Source organism: Psychrobacter vallis, assembly GCF_904846715.1.
GTDB lineage: Bacteria > Pseudomonadota > Gammaproteobacteria > Pseudomonadales > Moraxellaceae > Psychrobacter > Psychrobacter vallis.
This window is the reverse complement of sequence record NZ_CAJHBU010000003.1, coordinates 181,568-198,347: the sequence shown is the minus strand read 5'-3', so window position 1 is coordinate 198,347 and position 16,780 is coordinate 181,568. Positions and strand designations below refer to the sequence as shown.

The 16,780-nt window shown below is 43.4% G+C and carries 13 protein-coding genes and 2 tRNA genes; 10 read left to right on the top strand and 5 right to left on the bottom strand.

Annotation, left to right across the window (positions count from 1 at the left end; translation table 11 throughout):
- Positions 1 to 24 precede the first annotated feature (24 nt).
- Both JMY02_RS03335 and JMY02_RS03330 read right to left on the bottom strand, forming a co-directional pair.
- Positions 25 to 654, bottom strand: a complete 630-nt coding sequence (locus tag JMY02_RS03335) for a CoA transferase subunit B (protein ID WP_201595144.1) — start codon at positions 652 to 654, stop codon at positions 25 to 27.
- A gap of 61 nt (positions 655 to 715) precedes the next feature.
- Positions 716 to 1,429: a CoA transferase subunit A gene (locus tag JMY02_RS03330; protein ID WP_201595141.1), complete on the bottom strand. Its 714-nt coding sequence runs from the start codon at positions 1,427 to 1,429 to the stop codon at positions 716 to 718.
- A 359-nt stretch (positions 1,430 to 1,788) separates the two neighbouring features.
- Between JMY02_RS03330 and JMY02_RS03325 the strand changes: the two genes are divergently transcribed.
- The gene (locus JMY02_RS03325) at positions 1,789 to 3,204 is read left to right on the top strand and encodes a GntP family permease (protein ID WP_201595139.1); all 1,416 of its coding nucleotides are present in this window, start codon (positions 1,789 to 1,791) and stop codon (positions 3,202 to 3,204) included.
- A 311-nt stretch (positions 3,205 to 3,515) separates the two neighbouring features.
- Positions 3,516 to 5,612 (top strand): methionine--tRNA ligase, encoded by a 2,097-nt coding sequence (gene metG, locus JMY02_RS03320; RefSeq protein ID WP_201595137.1) that lies wholly within the window; start codon positions 3,516 to 3,518, stop codon positions 5,610 to 5,612.
- Between the two features lie 103 nt (positions 5,613 to 5,715).
- Here the strand turns inward: metG and JMY02_RS03315 are convergent, their stop codons facing one another.
- Entirely contained in the window at positions 5,716 to 6,105 is a 390-nt protein-coding gene (locus JMY02_RS03315; RefSeq protein WP_201595135.1) for a hypothetical protein, read from the bottom strand.
- A gap of 561 nt (positions 6,106 to 6,666) precedes the next feature.
- On the opposite strand from JMY02_RS03315, the gene JMY02_RS03310 reads away from it, so the two are divergent.
- From JMY02_RS03310 to JMY02_RS03275, 8 genes are all read left to right on the top strand, one after another.
- Positions 6,667 to 7,719 carry an ABC transporter substrate-binding protein gene (locus JMY02_RS03310; protein WP_201595133.1) on the top strand — a complete coding sequence of 351 codons (1,053 nt, stop codon included), beginning with the start codon at positions 6,667 to 6,669 and terminating at the stop codon, positions 7,717 to 7,719.
- A gap of 116 nt (positions 7,720 to 7,835) precedes the next feature.
- Positions 7,836 to 8,876 carry an ABC transporter substrate-binding protein gene (locus tag JMY02_RS03305; RefSeq protein ID WP_201595131.1) on the top strand — a complete coding sequence of 347 codons (1,041 nt, stop codon included), beginning with the start codon at positions 7,836 to 7,838 and terminating at the stop codon, positions 8,874 to 8,876.
- 486 nt (positions 8,877 to 9,362) lie between these two features.
- Positions 9,363 to 10,262, top strand: a complete 900-nt coding sequence (locus JMY02_RS03300) for an ABC transporter permease (protein WP_201595129.1) — start codon at positions 9,363 to 9,365, stop codon at positions 10,260 to 10,262.
- 31 nt (positions 10,263 to 10,293) lie between these two features.
- Positions 10,294 to 11,088: an ABC transporter ATP-binding protein gene (locus JMY02_RS03295; RefSeq protein WP_201595127.1), complete on the top strand. Its 795-nt coding sequence runs from the start codon at positions 10,294 to 10,296 to the stop codon at positions 11,086 to 11,088.
- Positions 11,089 to 11,355: 267 nt separating this feature from the next.
- Complete coding sequence (locus tag JMY02_RS03290; RefSeq protein WP_201595125.1) at positions 11,356 to 13,713, top strand: FdhF/YdeP family oxidoreductase; 2,358 nt, start codon at positions 11,356 to 11,358, stop codon at positions 13,711 to 13,713.
- An 86-nt stretch (positions 13,714 to 13,799) separates the two neighbouring features.
- Positions 13,800 to 14,834 carry a formate dehydrogenase accessory sulfurtransferase FdhD gene (locus tag JMY02_RS03285; protein WP_227678401.1) on the top strand — a complete coding sequence of 345 codons (1,035 nt, stop codon included), beginning with the start codon at positions 13,800 to 13,802 and terminating at the stop codon, positions 14,832 to 14,834.
- 317 nt (positions 14,835 to 15,151) lie between these two features.
- Positions 15,152 to 15,225, top strand: a tRNA-Cys gene (locus JMY02_RS03280).
- A gap of 124 nt (positions 15,226 to 15,349) precedes the next feature.
- Positions 15,350 to 15,436: transfer RNA gene (locus JMY02_RS03275), tRNA-Leu, on the top strand.
- Positions 15,437 to 16,130: 694 nt separating this feature from the next.
- On the opposite strand, the gene JMY02_RS13820 is transcribed toward JMY02_RS03275, so the two are convergent.
- Positions 16,131 to 16,646 (bottom strand): transposase, encoded by a 516-nt coding sequence (locus tag JMY02_RS13820; protein ID WP_455233767.1) that lies wholly within the window; start codon positions 16,644 to 16,646, stop codon positions 16,131 to 16,133.
- Positions 16,556 to 16,774: a hypothetical protein gene (locus tag JMY02_RS03265; protein ID WP_201595123.1), complete on the bottom strand. Its 219-nt coding sequence runs from the start codon at positions 16,772 to 16,774 to the stop codon at positions 16,556 to 16,558. Before JMY02_RS03265 ends, JMY02_RS13820 begins: the two co-directional genes overlap by 91 nt.
- Between the last annotated feature and the right edge of the window lie 6 nt (positions 16,775 to 16,780).

Below are 16,780 nucleotides of genomic sequence, written 5' to 3'. Positions count from 1 at the left end.
TCGTTTAAAGGCAATGATCTAAAACTATTGAGCGATATTCACGGGTGTTTTTTCTTGTAGTTCTTCAAAGCTCACACCATCCGCCAGCTCAACCAACTTCAGCCCATTGTCAGTGACATCCAGTACGGCAAGCTCAGTGATGATACGATCAACCACGCCTTTACCTGTCAATGGCAGCTCACAGTTGGCAAGAATTTTTGGGTCGCCGTGCTTATTGACTTGCTCCATCAATACAATGACGCGCTGCACGCCTGCCACAAGATCCATAGCACCGCCCATGCCTTTGACCATTTTTTTGGGAATCATCCAGTTGGCAAGATCGCCTTGCTCTGAGACTTCCATTGCGCCCAGTATGGCCAGATTGACATGACCACCACGAATCATCGCAAAGGATTCTGAGCTACTAAAATAACTGGCTCCCGGCTCTGCTGTTACCGTTTGTTTGCCTGCATTAATCAAATCAGCATCGACGTTTTCTGCGGTTGGAAACTCCCCTATGCCTAATAGGCCGTTTTCTGATTGTAGCCACACATCCACATTTTCAGGAATATAATTGGCCACGAGTGTTGGTAAACCAATACCCAAATTGACATAATAGCCGTCTTTTAACTCTTTTGCGGCACGCTGTGCCATTTGTTCTCTTGTCCATGCCATGATGATTTCCTTATTTTTTTAATACTTTATTTTATAAATTCAAAAATTTTCTGCCAATTATTTAGAGGCTTTCAGGGGCTTTGATCGTGGTTTTTTCGATACGTTTTTCAGGATTACTGTTCAAGACAATTCGCTGAACAAATATACCCGGTAAATGAATCTCATCTGGATTCAGTGTGCCAGTCTCGACAATTTCTTCTACTTCGACAATGGTGATTTTGCCCGCCATCGCGCAGTCTGGATTGAAGTTACGCGCCGTCTTATTGAATATTAAATTACCAGATTTATCAGCCTTTTGTGCTTTGATTAGTGCTACATCGGCACGTAGTGAATGCTCAAGCACATAAGTACGTCCATCAAAGTCACGCGTCTCCTTACCCTCAGCGACAAGTGTCCCAACACCAGTTGCGGTATAAAATGCTGGAATGCCAGCACCACCTGAGCGCAGCTTTTCGGCCAATGTTCCTTGCGGCGTTAACTCAACTTCTAACTCGCCCGCCAAGTATTGGCGCTCAAACTCTTTGTTTTCACCCACATAAGAGGAGATCATCTTTTTGATTTGACGAGTCTCTAGTAGTAACCCTAAGCCAAATCCGTCGACACCCGCATTATTACTAATACAGGTGAGGTCTTTTACCCCGCTATCACGAAGCGCTTCAATCAATGCTTCTGGAATGCCGCATAGACCGAAGCCACCAATAGCCAGTGTTTGACCATTACTAACCACATCTTTTAGCGCCGCTTCCGCATTGCTATATACTTTTGATTGACTCATGCTCATCTCCTTGCCCGTCTGTTTTTTGTTATTCAAGCGTATTCATCATCAGTGATATTCGCTTGTTTATGCCATTAGACTATCCATTATTGCTAACAATTCATATCAATACATTCTTTATCGATATACCATATATGAAATACTTATGCTAACTTAACATATTATTTTTGTAGCGACTAGAGAATAACGTGTAGAACGTATTAGCCAGTGTAGCCGCTCAGCATAGGACAAATTAATACCGTATCGATATAGGTTCAGGGATAAAAACACACCAAATTGGCATATTTTTATCCCTGTTATTGATCACGGCCTACCTGCTTTGTTTACTCACTGTCTTAATTTTGCCAAGGAGGGCGATTATGTTTAGTACCTTTGCTATTATCATTACTTTATTACTTTTGATGTTCTTTGCTTATCGCGGTTATTCCGTGCTGATCTTAGCACCGATTATGGCGACACTAGCCGTCTTACTGTCAGGTGACTTTTTAAGCACCATCCCCGCTTACACCGATGTCTTTATGGGCTCATTAAGTGGATTCTTACTCAAGTTCTTCCCTATATTCTTGCTGGGCGCCTTATTTGGACGTTTGATGGCTGACTCTGGTGCAGCAACTGCGATTGCCAGTACCGTCGTCGAAAAGCTCGGTGCCAGCAAGGCCATACTCGCGGTGATTTTGGTCTGTGCGATTTTGACCTACGGCGGCGTCTCGTTGTTTGTTGTGGCCTTTGCCATTTATCCCATTGCAAAAGATTTGTTCAAAGCAGCCGATATTCCTAAGCGCTTGATTCCAGCGGCCATTGCCTTAGGCTCATTTACCTTTACTATGACCGCTTTACCGGGCACACCTGCCATTCAAAACGCCATTCCCATTCCTTACTATAATACCAACGTCTTTGCCGCCCCTATCTTGGGAATTATTGGCGGTACTATCATGTTTATTGGCGGTTGGTTATGGTTGCAATCACGAGCCAAAAAAGCCAATGCCGCAGGCGAAGGCTACGGTCAACACGATGAAGAAGATGTGGGCGGTATTGGAGCGGCTGAAAAACAAGCCGAAGTATTAAGCACGCATCAGACGTCATTTAATATTGCTATGATTCCACTGATATTGGTGATCGCTTTAAACGCTTTATTGACGTATGCGATTTTTCCTTCGATGGACTTTAGTGGCTTGCAAACCCAATTTCCAGAGCTGAATATCGCAGGTTCACTCGGTTTATGGTCAATTATCATCTCATTGGTCGTGGCTTGCGTAGTGATTATTGTGCTGCGTATCGGGCACTGGACCAATCTACAAAAAACCATCAACCGTGGTACTTACGACTCGATGTTACCTATTTTTAACACCGCATCGGAAGTTGGTTATGGAGCAGTTATTGCTTCACTAGCAGGTTTTATTATTATCCGTGACAGTATTTTGAACCTAACGCCTGACAACCCACTCATCTCAGAAGCGGTTGCGATGACCACGCTGGCTGGCATCACAGGTTCATCCTCTGGTGGTTTGAGTATTGCACTCTCGACATTGGGTGAAGACTATCTAAGAATGGCGGTGGCTGCTGGTATCGACCCAGAACTGATGCACCGCGTCGCTGTGATGGCCGCTGGTGGTTTGGATACGTTGCCGCACAGTGGTGCTGTGATTACCTTACTTGCCATTTGTGGTTTGACACATAAGCAGTCTTATCTAAACGTCGCGATGGTGACCATGGCCATTCCTCTCATCAGTGTGGTCGCCGTTATTATTTTAGGGACAATGTTTGGTTCGTTTTAAATAGTAGGTAAACTTTCACTCACTTTTTATGATCAAATAGTCTTGTCCCAATAAAAGCCCACTAAGCAAATGGTTTAGTGGGCTTTTTTATAGCAACTAAATCCTAGTGTTTGCGGCTAGAGCATATCCTCATTCGTTAGCGTATTAGTTTCTGATGAATGTCACAAATTTGGCTGAATTAAGTTATCATAGACACACTTTTTAAATTTTTCTTATTTTTGGAAATTTTTAGACTTGATAATATCGCGTCCAATAGGCATAAACTGCTTAGGACGTTTGATAACCAACCCGTTTATATAAAAATATAGGTGATGAAAGTGCGTGAGATTCTAGTAACCAGTGCGCTGCCCTACGCCAATGGAGACATCCATTTGGGGCATCTTTTAGAGCATATTCAAACTGACATTTGGGTACGTGCGATGAAAGCACAAAGCCATAAAGTCACTTATGTCTGCGCGGATGATGCTCATGGCACTGGCATTATGCTCAAAGCAGAAGCCAATGGCGTGACGCCAGAGGAGCAAATTGCAGCGGTCAAAGCTTCACACGAAGCAGACTTTTCGAAGTTCTTGATTGATTATGATAATTATCACACCACCCATTCAGAGGAAAATAAACAGTTTTCTGAGCTGATTTATCGTCGTCTTAATAGTGCTGGACATATCAGCACAAAGAATGTCGAGCAGCTATTTGATCCTGAAAAGCACTTGTTTTTAGCTGATCGCTTTGTCAAAGGAGAGTGCCCAGAATGTGGTGCGCTGGATCAATATGGCGATAACTGTGAGGTTTGTAGCACAACTTATAATGCCGTAGAGTTAAAAAATCCGCGCTCCACTATCTCAGGCGCAACACCCATACTCAAAACCTCCAAGCACTATTTCTTTGATCTGCCAGAGTTTGAGCAGTTCTTACAGGATTGGACACGTAGTGACAACCGTCTACAAACCTCGGTCGCCAACAAACTACAAGAATGGTTCGACTCTGGTCTTGCCAGCTGGGATATCTCGCGCGATGCGCCCTACTTCGGTTTCCAAATTCCAGACACCCCAAGTGACGAGCCAGACAAATATTTTTATGTCTGGCTAGATGCGCCTGTTGGTTATATGGCAAGCTTTAAAAACCTGTGTGATAAGCTTGAGGGCACTGACAATGCGCTTGATTTCGACCGTTATTGGACGCAAGAAAACGAGCACAAAACCGAGGTTTATCACTTTATCGGTAAAGATATTGTTTACTTCCATGCGCTGTTTTGGCCAGCCATGCTGGCAGGTAGTGAGCTGCGCACGCCGACAGGTGTTTTCGCCCATGGTTTCTTGATGGTCAACGGCGCAAAAATGAGTAAGTCACGCGGTACCTTTATCAATGCCCGTACCTATGCCAAGTACTTGCATCCTGAATATCTGCGCTACTACTTCGCTAGCAAATTGACGGACAAAGTAGAAGACATCAACTTTGATTTAGAAGACTTTATGCAAAAGGTCAACTCTGACTTGGTTGGTAAAGTGGTCAATATCGCCAGTCGCAGCGCAGGATTCTTGGTTAAGAAATATGATGGCGTGCTCTCAGACATTTGCGTAGAGTCAGAATTATTAGAAGACATTACCAAAACGGGAGATGAAATTGCTGCCGCTTACGAAAATCGTGAGTTCTCGCGTGCCATGCGTTTAATCATGCAGTGTGCGGACAAAGCCAATGAATATATCGATGCCAAAAAACCATGGTCACTGGCAAAGCAGGAAGGGTCAGAACAAGAAGTACAAGACGTCTGCTCGGTCGCTATCAATATCTTCCGTCAATTGATGGTCTATCTGGCTCCTGTATTGCCTGAATTAACCGACAACGCCAAAACGTTCTTAAATCTTGATGATTTAAGCTTTGCCAGTCGTAATGAGTGGTTATTAGGGCACAAAATCAATAAATTCAAACCACTGATGCAGCGTATTGAAGAAAAAGATATCGAAGCCATGGTAGAAGATTCCAAAGCATCATTGACGCAAGCCGATGCACCTACTGCTACTAAAAACAGTAAAGCAGATGCGAAGAACGAGCCTGCCACAACAACAGATGCCGAGCAAGCTGACTACATTGGCATCGAAGACTTTGCCAAAGTTGAGATGAAAGTGGCGCACGTCTTAGAATGCAATCACGTAGAAGGCGCGGATAAGCTATTACAGTTCACATTAGATGTTGGCGAAGACAAACCACGTAATGTCTTTAGCGGTATTCGTAAATTTTATGAGCCTGAGCAACTGGTCAATAAAAAAGTCATTTGCGTCACCAATCTAGCGCCACGCAAGATGAAATTTGGTATTTCAGAAGGCATGGTACTGTCAACTGGCAATCCAAAAACTCAGCTAACGGTGGTTACTCTACCTGACAACTGTGTTATTGGTGATGTGCTCGCCTAACAACGTTAAATTGCGTAATGATGTAAGTAATCATTAAAGAACAAAAAAAACGGTCTAAATAGACCGTTTTTTTATGGCTGACTTAAAAGATTAGAGTTTATTGTTATCTATTCAAGATATCGATGATCTGCAGCGTGTCATTAATCACCGTCACAATATTATTTTCTGGCGTACGAATACGAACGTAGCGGTCATCATAACGGTCTAACACAACAGAACGATCATAATCTCTTCTGTCAATCTTGCCGACTACTCTATAGCCATATTTATCAAGATCACGCTTAAATGAGGCATTGGGGCTAGCATTGCGATAAGCATTGATGTTGGGTTGGGCGTTGCCACTATGCTTGTAATCTTTACTAATATGAGCAGAGTTACCCTTGGCATTTCCATGACCGTTCCCATGATTGTCTTTTGCCATAGCTGGCAAGCAAATCAATGAGGTGGCAGTAATGCCAGCGATGGTTAATAACTTTAAATTAGCAGTGTTCATAATGTTATCCTTAAAATATTTATACGAAAAAATTAAGTACATATTAGAGTCTATTACACCTTCACTACGTCAAAATAAACATGGTATGAGTGGTAGACTTACTATAACTTTCGAATAAGAACTGGCTTAAGTTAATTATAAAGTGAGATCGTAATAGCTGCGTTGCTGGTTTGTACTCTTTTCAAGTATCGTTTTACCACATAACAAAATGTTCTAAGTGGCATCTTTTTTATGGGCAGAATAAATAAGAACTCAGCGCATAAGACTGTCAATACCTGCCTTAATAACACTGGTGACGAATACGCTTTAATTTCTTATTGCGATAAGTTACATTACTGTCATAATATGAACATAATGATCGATGGAATGATTACTTTATTGTTAGCCTGCTATTTTGGCATCAACATAGCATTGACTCGGCTAACCTGCATTTTCCAATATCATTTTTCAAAATCAAGCATAATTCAGGCAAGCATAAGCACTATAACCAGTAGGCTTAGCACGTCTCATAATATTGGCTTGGTTTTTTACGATTGCTATAAACTACGAGTTAACCTAATAATGACTATTGCCACTACCTTACGCTTGAGCCTATACGGTGCTGCTATCAGCGCCACCCTTGGATTGATTGGCTGTTCAAATACTACAGACACAGCCGCAACAACTGATGAAAACGCAGCGGCTGATACCGACAAGCCTGCCAAATCATTAGCCATCACCCAAATTGTCGAACATCCGTCATTAGATGAGATGCGTCGCGGCATTATTGATGAATTGGCTGACAATGGCTATGTGGAAGGTCAAAACCTAACAATCAATTTTCAAAGCGCCCAAGGCAACACGGCAACAGCAGGTCAGATTGCAAAACAGTTTGCAGGTGACAATCCAGATGCCATCGTAGCAATCTCGACGCCATCCGCTCAGTCTATCGTCGCCTCAACCAAGACAGTCCCAGTCATTTATACTGCCATCTCAGACCCTGTCGCCGCAAAGCTGATTGACGAAAATAACGTACCCATCCAATCTAATGTCACAGGCTTGTCTAGTGAACTACCTATCGAGCCGCAGTTAGACAATATTCAAAAAATCGCGCCCAACGCAAAGACCATTGGCTACGTTTATAGCCCAGGCGAAGTCAATTCCGTTGTGGTGCTCAATCAACTCAAAAAAGCCGCACCAGCACGTGGGCTTAAAATATTAGAAGTCACCGCCAATCGCCCAACGGATGTTGCCATGGCGACTCGTAGCCTTGCTGGTCGCGTCGATGTGATTTACACCTCGTTAGACAACAATGTTGTATCAGCGTTTGAAGCGATGGCTGGTGCCGCAAACGAGCTTGACATTCCAGTCATTGCCTCAGATGAGTTCAGCGTGAGACGCGGTGCTACTGCTGCCCTAGGTGTCAATGATTATGACTTTGGTCGTACGACGGGCAAAATGGTATATCGTGTATTAAATGGCGAAGCGATCAATACGATTAAGCCTGAAGTGATGAATACTCTAACCTTATACGCAAGTCCCAAGCACGCCGCTGAGCAAGGAGTAAGCTTGACAGACGACTTGTTAAAAAACGCCATCAATATCGACAAGCAAGCACAGAGTGCGAATAAATAGTGCCAAAAACTGATATTTAGCCATCTATCTTTTATATCGATGGCTCTTTTTACCCTTTATTTTATTCATTTATTAAATAATGTACGGACACATTATTATTTTCAGGAGTGAGACCCATGTTGTATCAAAATCGTTTTGGTCGTTTCAGTTTTAGTAAAGCGCTATTGTTAGGCGGCGTTTGTACCGCTGTCTTGACAGGTTGTAATCAATCAGCCCAAGATACCAGTGGCACCGATACAGCTGCTAATGGCGATGCAGCCACAGCGATGAAGACTGTCGCAATCACCGCTATCGTTGAACATCCAGCGCTTGATGATGTACGCAAGGGTGTCATCGACGAGTTAAATGAGGCGGGCTTTAAAGACGGTGAAAACTTAACCGTTAACTTTCAAAGTGCGCAGGGAAACACCGCCACTGCTGGCCAGATTGCTAAGCAGTTCGTTGCAGACAACTCAGACGTTATCATCGCGATTGGCACGCCATCAGCGCAGTCAGTAGCTGCTGCGACAAGCAGTATTCCTTTGGTATTTTCAGCAGTGACTGACCCCGTCGCAGCCAAACTGGTAACAAAACTAGATGGTTCTGGCACCAATGTTACTGGTGGTTCTGATGCTCTTCCTTATGAGCCACAGATTGAATTGATGCGTCAAATCATTCCAAATTTAAAGAACGTTGGTTACGTTTATAGCCCAGGTGAAGTCAACTCAACCACCATCTTAAACAACCTAAAAGAAAAACTGACCCCATTAGGCATCAATGTACTCGAAGCGCCAGCACAGCGTAGTACGGATATTGCGATGGCCGCACGTAGTCTCGAAGGTAAAGTCGATATGATCTATACCTCGACCGATAATAACGTTGTATCAGCCTACGAGTCATTGTATCAAGTTGCCAAAGAAAGTAAGATTCCTTTGATTGCTTCAGATACCAGTTCAGTTGAGCGCGGTGCAGTGGCAGCATTGGGTGTGGATTATTACGATCTTGGCCGCGAAACGGGTAAAATCGTTGTCCGTATCTTAAATGGTGAAAAAGCAGGGGCTATCCCTGTCTATACCCCACAAATGCTGAATCTATACGTCAGTCCAACACATGCCAAAGAACAAGGCATTACTTTGTCACAAGCGGTTATCGATAAAGCAAAAGAAGTGGTAGAATAACGCATTTTTAGCATTGGCTTATCATAGCAACCGTAAGATAGATGTCCATTTTGACCGTGTCATTATTTGCCGTTTGCTTTGACGCTAAGTGTTTAATACAAGAAACCCAGCTATGAATCAGTAGGCTGGGCTTCTTGTTTAAGCAGGTGTTGTTCCAGTAGCGGTTCATACCATACTTTAACTTATCTCATTGCTTATAAAACGCTTATTCAGTATAAAGTATTCATGCCATTTCTAAATTTGCCCTATCTTGAGTCAAATTATTGAGCCAAGGTAGCCTATGTTAATGCTTTATCGTGACATGTTTTGGTTTACCCTAACCGCAGATTGCTTAATCTGTTAAATTCACCGCTTAGCCGTTTAGCTAAAATTGACTTATAGAACCCTAAATTAAATAAGGTAACGCTCATATATGCGGCCTTATCTGATGAGTTAACGTCTATAACGTTAATTGTTGAACGCTTGGTTATGACTTACTGATCTCTTATGTCCTTAATTGCTTTTTTTGGTGCGCTTGAAAGTGGTCTGATTTATGGCCTAGTCGCACTCGGTGTGCTGATTTCATTTCGTACCCTCGACTTTCCGGACTTGACCGCTGATGGTAGTTTTCCGTTAGGCGGTGCCGTCGCTGGTATTTCTATTATTGCGGGTATCAACCCATGGCTGGCTTGTGCCTTTGGTATGTTGGCAGGCTCAGTCGCTGGTATCGTCACTGCGTGGTTGCATGTCAAGCTTGGCATTTTGCAATTACTTGCCAGCATCCTAGTGATGGTCGCCTTATATTCTGTCAATTTGCGCATCATGGGTGCGCCAAACTTGCCGCTATTGGGCGAAACCACAGTATTTAGCACCTTGGTCACTGATGGCAACGGCTATTGGATGCGCTGCCTTATCATCGGGGTGGTCGTGCTATTTGCCATGTTATTTTTAAACTGGTTTTATAGTACCGAAACTGGTTTGTCCATGCGAGCAACTGGCTCGAACCTACGTATGGCACAGGCACAAGGCATCAATACCTCATGGATGACCATTATCGGTATGGCGATTTCGAACGGTTTGATTGCTTTGGCTGGTGCGCTGTTTGTACAGACACAAGGCGGCGCCGATATCTCAATCGGTATCGGGACGATTGTCATTGGTTTGGCAGCGGTCATCATCGGTGAGACCATCATTCCTGCCAAGCGGATTTGGCTGATTACTTTTGCGGTGGTCGTCGGTGCCGTGTTGTACAAGCTATTTATTCAGGTGGCTCTATCGAGCGATACGCTACGCAGTATTGGCTTTGGCCCGCAGGATTTGAACTTGATAACAGCGCTGCTCGTGGTATTGGCATTGGTACTGCCCAAAGCCAAAAATAAATTTTTAAGTCGTAAAGTTCGGGCTTAATATCAAGGTGCAACCATAAGGAATAATTATTATGATGCAAGCTACAGATTTGCGGTTGACCTTTAATCCTGGAACGCCCATTGAAAACCCTGCCCTACGTGGTATCGATCTCAATATCGCTGATGGTGAATTTGTCACTGTTATTGGTACCAATGGTGCAGGCAAATCTACCTTTTTAAATGCGGTCAGTGGCACCACGCGCGTTGATAGCGGCTCAATTTTGTTAAATGGTATTGATGTTACCAAAAAAACAGCGCATCAACGCGCCCATTGGGTGGCTCGCGTGTTCCAAGATCCGATGGCTGGAACTTGTGAAGCGCTCACCATTGAAGAAAATATGGCGCTTGCCTATAAGCGTGGTGGTCAGCGCGGGCTCAAATTTGCCCTGAATCCGAATAATCGTGATTTGTTCCGAGAAAAGCTATCTGTCTTAAAGCTAGGGCTAGAAAATCGGTTGACCGACCGTATGGGGCTGTTATCAGGTGGCCAGCGTCAGGCTGTGAGTTTGCTGATGGCCTCATTACAGCCCTCTAAAATTCTCTTGCTTGATGAGCATACGGCTGCGCTTGATCCCAAAACTGCTGCTTTTGTTTTGGAGTTAACGGACAAAATTGTCACCGACAATAAGCTCACTACTATGATGGTGACGCACTCCATGCAGCAAGCCTTGGCACATGGCACGCGTACCGTTATGCTGCACCAAGGTCAAGTCGTCCTAGATGTTGCTGGTGATATCCGTAAAGATATGACGGTACATGACTTGCTTGATATGTTTGAGCAAACGCGCGGTGAAAAAGTTGAAGATGACAGTTTGATCTTAAGCTAACTTAGAATATAAATATCCACTTATAAACCTTCAAGGAACTTCACGTTTCTTGAAGGTTTTTTTGTTATCTATGGTTAATGATCCTATAAAGTTTATGTGCTTCATTATATAGTCGTTATATGTCAGACTTTGCCTATCCAGCTTATCTATATAGTCAAAGCATTTATAAATGGGTACGGTGTTAACCTCGCTTGCTGTACAACGGTACTTTCTGTACTCGGTTGCCTTGCACTCCTTTTAAACTGCCTCGACTATATGAGATTCATCATGCGTAAAATTCCTGTTTATAGCCACCCTGCTGCTGGTTGGCCAGCACTGCTCTCCTCTGCTCGTAAGCTAATGGACTATCAGACTTTTTTGCGTGGCAGTGTGAGTGTGTTCAAGAGTAATCAACCTCAAGGTGGATTTGACTGTCCAGGCTGCGCATGGCCCGATCATAAGTCACATAAGGCGATAGACGTCTGCGAAAATGGTATTAAAGTGGTTGCTAGTGAAACCATGACAAAAAAGGCAGATGCGGCATTTTTTGTAAGGCATACTGTCACTGAGTTACAGGGATGGTCAGGCTATGAGCTTGAGCACAGCGGTCGTCTATCAGAGCCAGTATATTATGATGCGGCGCAAGACCGCTATCTACCGATCTCTTGGGAAGCGGCTTATCAATGTATCGCTGAACAGTTAGGACAGCTTGATTCGCCCGATGAAGCGTTATTTTATACCTCAGGCCGAGTCACCAATGAACCTGCCTTTATGTATCAGTTATTTGTGCGCTGCTTTGGGACCAATAATTTGCCAGATTGTTCTAACATGTGTCATGAGCCAACCTCAGTGATGTTGGGTAAACAGTTGGGTGTTGGCAAAGCCACGGTGAAGCTAGAAGATTTTGAACAGGCCAAACTGATATTGATGTTTGGGCAAAATCCTGCAACCAATCACCCGCGTATGCTTGAAATACTTGCCCATTCTCACGAGCAGGGATGCCGAATTATTTCGATCAATCCTATGCGCGAACAAGGTTTACGTAAATTTAGAAACCCACAAAAGCCCTCCCATATGGTAGCAGGCCAAAGCGATGATATGGTCGACGAGGTCATTCAAATTCAAATTGGTGGCGATGCAGCATTATTAACAGGTATTGCTAAGTGGTTGACTAAAAACAAGAGAATAAATCAGGATTTTATCCATGAGCATACCTTAGGATATGAGGCGCTCGACGTATGGCTTCGTCAGCAATCATGGACAGATGTGGAGCGAGGGTCTGGTATCAGTAAAGAGCAAATCATTGCTATTGCCAAACTGGTTGCCGACAGTCCAGCAACGATTTGCACATGGGGCATGGGTATCACCCAGCATGTGCAAGGCGATGATAATGTGGCGATGATTGCCAATTTACTACTGCTGATGGGTATGATTGGCATTGATGGTGCAGGCGCCTCTCCAGTGCGTGGGCACTCCAATGTGCAGGGTGACCGTACCATGGGCATCCATGAACGTCCTGCACGAAAACTACTGGATAGTCTTGAACGTGTTTTCAAACGTCCGATGCCGCAAGAGCACGGCTATGATGTTGTGACAGGCGCAAAAGCACTCATTGCTGGAAAGTTAAAGGTGTTTATGAGTATGGGTGGGAATTATGCGGTTGCCGCACCTGATACCAGTGCCATTCAGCAAGCATTAACCACGACACAGCTTAATATTTTTGTCGGCACCAAGCTCAATGAAACCATGTTATATCCGGGTGCCAATAACTTGATTTTACCTTGCTTAGGTCGCACCGAACGCATTATTACCGCTAAAGGTGAGCAGTTTGCAACGATCGAAGACTCTATGTGCCAAATTGTGCCGACTCAAGGTAACCTTAAACCCGTCAGTGATACCCTAAAGTCTGAAGCACAAATTGTCGCAGACATAGCAACTCATGTATTAGAATCTGGCTCTGCCATTCCTTGGCAAGCAATGAGCGAAGATTTCGATATCGTTCGTGATTATATCGCTCAGGCGATTGATGGATTTGAGAATTTTAACCAACGTATTCGTGCTACCGAACGCGGCTTTCACCTATATCACCCAGCGCGCCATCGCGTATGGAACACTGACAGTGGTAAAGCCCAATTTGAAGTGCCACAGTACTCAATTACCTATGTCGCAGCGCAGATGTCAGAGGCCACTCTATCGTTTAAAGAACAAGCTAATGACATTGACAATAATGACGACTCTCAACATGACACTCAAAAAATTTGGCAGTTAACCAGCGTCCGTAGCCATGACCAATTTAATACCATGATTTTTGGCTATAACGACCGCTATCGCCAAACCAATCGCCGTGATGTCTTGTTTATGCATCCAGATGAAATCAGCCGCTTAGGTTGGCAAAAAGGCGATCCTGTGATGGTCACCCGCCACGCCAACAAAAACAGCTCGGATCAGCCGCGGCAACTGGGTCCACTGGTACTCACTGAGATGGACATTGCATCAAATGCTGTTGCCGCTTACTACCCTGAGTGTAACGATTTATTTGACTTAGACACACATGCGCCAGACTCCCATATTCCAGCGTATAAATCTACGACGGTCGTTTTGCAACGAGTGGCTGTAGATGCTAGCGTAGCTGAGCCTGTGTCGTAAGTGATGAGCGATATATTGAGCCATAACCCTACTTGCGAGGCAGATGAAAAAACAATGCAGATAATTAAACATGGCACTTTGTTCTGATGACAGCTCATACTCACATGAAAGAAGACGACCAATTTGATCAGCGGTTCTTGTCAAATAAAAATTCAGAGGCCTCAGAAATCGCTATCACGCCGCTTTCGCGCACCCATTTATCACAAAAGCACGCCTATTTATCCAATAAACCTCAGGTTATTGGTCAGACTCACATTGATTGCCAGCCTGTTAGTTTGGCAGTAGAAGCTGCCATTGCTATCGTTATCAATGGTATTCACTATGCTGTATTGATGGCCAGCCCTCATCAGCTAGAGTATTTAGCCATTGGCTTTTTATTTAGCGAAGGTTTGATTCATCATAGTCACGAGCTACTTGATTGGGAAGTCAACCAGCTGACAGATATCGTAAGCTATCAAAGATTTACGCAAGACTTGGATAATGAAAATATTGGCTCAGCAGAATTTGAGAAAATATCCCAGCAGTTGCAAGACTACGATATTTATGTGGTGGAGCTGATACTAAACCAGCGCTGTCACCAACGTATTCAAGCACAAAAACGTCAGCTAGCCGGACGTACAGGCTGCGGTATGTGCGGTATCACTGGGTTGACACAGGCACTGCCCGATCTTAGTAGTTATTCGCAAAGCAATTTACCCAATAACAATTGTAATAACTTGAAGAAAAAGGCGGTGATACCGAGTCTTGATACGCTACTACAAATGCGCCAAGAAGTTGATAAGTTGCAACACATACATCAACTCACAGGAGCGGTACATGCAGCGGCAACAGTACATCAGCAGGCGTTATATCTATTTGAAGATGTGGGGCGTCATAACGCCCTTGATAAACTGATTGGCTGGCAATTGCGCCAAAAAATAGAAGTTGAGTGTGTCCTGATGACTTCGCGTCTGTCAATTGAGCTGGTACAAAAATCCATTCGTGGACATATACCTTGGCTTGTTGGTATGTCTGCACCAACCAGTACAGCGGTGCGTATAGCTGAGCGTTATGGATTGGGATTGGCTGGATTTTTACGTCATGATAGAGTAACTTATTATTCGGGCTACTCGGACTGCTAAGTCGCTGCACTATATTTTTTAATATTTATCATTTATAGACATGAAACTTATACTACTCCCCAAAATCAGAGTAACAAGGAAAACGAGCGCAAATACTACGAATCGTAGGCTAAACGAATTTTACACGGTTAATCGTATTTTTGGGTTTGGTATTAAACCAGACTAGACTACTGCTTAAAATGAACCTATAAAGATTATCTATGCCCTAAATGAGTACAAATTATGGCCAAACATACTCAAGCCAGCAAATAAGTTATCTTTAATTAAAAAATAACTTGTAATTTGCTATATTTTTGCTAATATAGGCCACCTTGATTGGCTGGATGGCAGAGTGGTCATGCAGCGGACTGCAACTCCGTTAACGCCGGTTCGATTCCGACTCCAGCCTCCAATTATTTATTAACTTTACGTTAATTTTGGCTTGCATTATTATCACAACCGATTATAATAGCGACCACTTATCTAGTAACTAGATGGTCTATCAGCTAGCTTACATTTTAGATAAAACAAGTTTTGCCCGGGTGGTGAAATTGGTAGACACAAGGGATTTAAAATCCCTCGCTAGCAATAGCGTGCCGGTTCAAGTCCGGCTCCGGGTACCATTACATAGTCCTATACTATCTTATAGAACAGCTAAAGCCCCTTATATAAGGGGCTTTGTTGTATCTGGCGTTCTATACTGTCCTGCTCTATCTATCCCAATCCATGCACTTTAAGTATACCGAGTTTTGAGTTTACTCATGAAGATCTAGGATATGGAAAGAAAAGCGATTAGTTCAGACCGGGGCATGAGGATAAAAAATACTTCGTTTCTGTCAAAAACCATCCTAAACTATTCTTAATGGTGCGTCCTACTGAAACCAAGTCATAGATGCATCGCTACTACCCGCCTTCAAACCCTAAGAAAAGTATTATCTCTATCGGTATATATCCAAGTATCTCATATGCTCGTGCCTGTGAAGTTTGGCGTGAATATGAAGACTTGCTAAGTAAGGTGTAATGGGCAAAATTCATGCTACTCGAGAGACTTTGAGAGTAGAAAGTCTTTAATAAACCGTAACTTACGGTGCTCATTTAAGCTATGATGACTGTGCAATTGTCGCTTTAACTCACTGAATAAACTTTCAAGCATATTGGTCGTATTTGGCATGTCTAAATGCTCATATTCTCGATAAGTAAATAGCCAATCACTATTGGTTCTGAGACTACGATAAGCACTTCTGAGACGTTTATGTGTGTACCATGTTCTACCAGCATCAGTGTTAATACTACGTTCGTTCAGATAGTCTTCATGAGTTAAATACCAGTGATCTCAGCGCTTAATGAAGTCGACTTATCAAGCCCAGCTAGATTTAAAGTGAGCCCTCTAAGCTCAATACTGGCGATGTTCTTAGGGCGACGAGTCAGGTAACGGGTCACAATTTGTAGCTGATGAAGAACCGTTCTAGTGGTATTGTCCATAAATAACATAAGACCAAACTGGCGACCCAAGTAAGTAGTATCCATAATAATGTTAACGCACTTAGGCCGTTTAACTTGATACTCAATACTGACCTTGTCTAAGCGTCTTTGAATGGTTTTAAGACTACAGTGGTATTTGTCAGCCAGTTGTTTGTACGTCTGTTTACCTTGCGTATATTCAGTCCAAAGTGCTTCGTTATTGAGTCTTGTGCCACCTGAAAACTGCCGTTTGCAAGATAGACATTGGTACTGCTGTTTGCCTAGTTTGCGCCCATTCTTTTTAGTGTATTTTTCACGACAAAAAGGGCAGTTTTTTGATTCATGGCGTTGATTCCTTGCAAATACTGACAGTATATAGCGTTAAGAGGTGTGCTAGCATGAATTTTGTCCATTCCACCAGCAATATCCTTACTATAAGGTCGCTCAAGTGGGTTATTCAGATCACTAATATGCTTGACAAAATTGTCGCGTAGTTGCATTCAAAA